Origin of the sequence: Rhodococcus sp. R1101, from assembly GCF_000278445.1 — a bacterium.
In the GTDB taxonomy this organism is placed as follows: Bacteria; Actinomycetota; Actinomycetes; order Mycobacteriales; family Mycobacteriaceae; genus Rhodococcus; species Rhodococcus gordoniae.
In genome coordinates this window covers 1-2,427 of record NZ_AJVB01000544.1, presented here as the reverse complement: position 1 = coordinate 2,427, position 2,427 = coordinate 1, and the positions used below count along the sequence as shown (strand labels likewise).

General features: G+C 67.6%; 3 protein-coding genes. 1 reads left to right on the top strand and 2 read right to left on the bottom strand.

The window, feature by feature from the left end; genetic code table 11:
• Both R1101_RS0121300 and R1101_RS0121295 read right to left on the bottom strand, forming a co-directional pair.
• Window positions 1–474: MetQ/NlpA family ABC transporter substrate-binding protein (locus tag R1101_RS0121300; RefSeq protein WP_016935285.1), on the bottom strand; the 474-nt coding region annotated here is incomplete at its 3' end.
• Between the two features lie 44 nt (window positions 475–518).
• Complete coding sequence (locus R1101_RS0121295; protein ID WP_016935284.1) at window positions 519–1,568, bottom strand: isopenicillin N synthase family dioxygenase; 1,050 nt, start codon at window positions 1,566–1,568, stop codon at window positions 519–521.
• Window positions 1,569–1,896: 328 nt separating this feature from the next.
• On the opposite strand from R1101_RS0121295, the gene R1101_RS0121290 reads away from it, so the two are divergent.
• A partial coding sequence (locus R1101_RS0121290; RefSeq protein WP_016935283.1) for a DJ-1/PfpI family protein occupies window positions 1,897–2,427 on the top strand: 531 nt, incomplete at its 3' end.

Here is a 2,427-nt window from a genome sequence, read left to right as displayed (position 1 = left end):
CACGTCCATCTCGATCAGCCCGGCCGATTCGAGCAGGTACAGCGCGCGGGCGTAGTTGGTGGTGTCGCGCGGCACGGCGACGGTGTCGCCGTCCTTCAGCTCGTCGAGCGAGCCGATCTTGTTCGAGTACAGGCCGATCGGCTCGAGGTGCACGTCGGCGACCGCGACGAGATCGTCGACACCCTTCTGCTTCTGCCAGTCCGTCAGGTAGGGCTCGTGCTGGAAATAGTTCGCGTCGACGTCGCCGGCCTCGAGCAATTCGTTGGGATCGACCTCACCGGTGATCTCGACGATGTCGAGCGTGTAGTCGCCCAGCGCCCCGGTGCTCACGACGTGGTCGAGGATCTCGACGTGCGGAGTGGACGATGCAGAGATCCGGAGGGTGGTGCCGTCCTCTTCGGACGACGAGCAGGCCGCGAGACCCACAGCGAGGGTGAGCGCAGCGGAGGCGACGACGATACGACGCAGTGACATCGGGTGGATACCTTCCGTAGGGATTGCGGGACGGACAGAATCGATTATCGGGGTGCAGCGAAGCGGGCGAGGAGATCCGCGTGAAAACGCTCCGCCACGTTCGGGTGTGCCCGGAGGCGGGATTTGAGTGCGTTGAGGCCGTAGACGGCGTGCAGGGTACCGCCGTGCGCGTCGGGGCCGACACCGCGGGCGGCTGCTGCGAGTTCTGCGGGCAACTCCACCGGCGGGAGTGCCCGGTCGAGGCCGGGATTGAGGAAGAACGGCAACGACACGCGGTCCGTGCCCGCGGGCGGGGGCAGCACCCGATGGACCGTCGCCTGGAGGTAACCTCCGGTGGCGACCTCGAGGAGTTCCCCGATGTTGACGATGAAATGTCCTGGGAGCGGGTCGATTTCAACCCAGCGACCGTCGAGTTCGACCTGGAATCCGGTGCTGCCGGGTTCGGGATACAGCAACGTCAACGCACCGACGTCCTTGTGACTGCCGACCCCCTGGTCGGTGACCGACCGGTCGTGCCCGGGATAGCGCGCGATCTTGAGCAGCGGGTCGGGATCGGCAAAGGCCTTCTCGAAGTGATCGGCCGGGGCGCCGAGCGATTCGGCCCAGGCACCGAGCAGCCGGCGTCCGACGTTGCCGGCCTCGTCGATCCAGCGCAGTGCCAGTTCGCGCAGTCGCGGGATCCGCTCCGGCCACAGATTGGGGCCGTGCAGCACCTCCCAGGGACGGTCGGGGCCGATCTCGGCGACGGCGTCGCGCTCCGGACCGATGTCGAGTTGTTCGCGCCAGTCGACGTTGCCCTGGGTGCGCTCGCCACCGACGCGGGTGTAGCCGCGGAAGTGAGGCGAGTGGATGTTCTCGACGGCGAGCTTGTCCGCCTCGGGAAGGGCGAAGAACTCGCGGGCCGCGGCGACGAGGTCGTCCGCGAGCACGGTGTCGATCCCGTGGCCGGCGAGATGGAAGAACCCGATCTCGTGGGTGGCGACCCGGAGACGATCGAGCAGAGCAGTACGTGTTGTGTCGTCGCCGTCGAGATCGGACAGATCGACGACGGGTAATACCGCCGAATCGGACATGATGTGCCTTTCGAACCGCATCGGATGCGAGGATTCCCGGTCGCTTGCCGGACCGTCGGTCGCGGCGGACTCAGGGAAATCGTGAGGGCAGGACGAGCTGCCCGGGCAGGGAGATCAGCGGCAACGACAACACGCAGGAGCCACGGCGCCCCGAGCGCGTGTGCTCACAGTCTGCGTGTGAGTGTTGCCCATGTTCTCCTCCGATGAGGCCGCGCGCGACCTTCGACGACAGTGGCGCCACGACGTGGTCCTGATCAAGGCTAATCGCCTCCGCGACCACCGGGCAAATCACCCCCGACGGGCAACGAGGCCCGTTGCCGGCACAGTGCGTTCCTGCCAGCATACTGTCATGGTGGAAACGGTTCACGTCGCCGTGTACGACACCCTGGCGGACTGGGAGATCGGATACGTCACGGCGCACATCGCGGATCCCGAATGGCAGCGGAATCCCGGACGGTACCGCGTCCGCACGGTCGGCGTCTCCGCCGAGCCGGTCTCGACGAAGGGCGGACTGCGGATAGTCCCGGACACCGCGCTCGCGAATGTGACGCCGGAGGACAGCGCGATGCTGATCCTCGCGGGCAACGACATCTGGTCGACCGACGCCTACGCCCCCTTCGTCGACAAGGCCCGGCAGTTCCTCGACGCCGGCGTACCGGTGGCCGCGGTCTGCGGCGCGACCGGTGCGCTCGCCGCCGCCGGACTGCTCGACGAGCGGCCCCATACGAGCAACGCCCTCGAGTTCCTGCAGGGTGTCGGATACGGCGGCGCGGGGCTGTACCGGGACGAGCCCGCGGTCACGGACGGTGATCTCATCACCGCGAGCGGCATCGCCCCGGTCGACTTCGCCCGCGCGATCTTCGCGCGGCTCGACATGTAC

What these genes read in the sequence shown, in the direction of transcription:
- R1101_RS0121295 (WP_016935284.1), bottom strand. Translation starts at nt 1,568, where the DNA reads ATGCGGTTCGAAAGGCACATCATGTCCGATTCGGCGGTATTACCCGTC.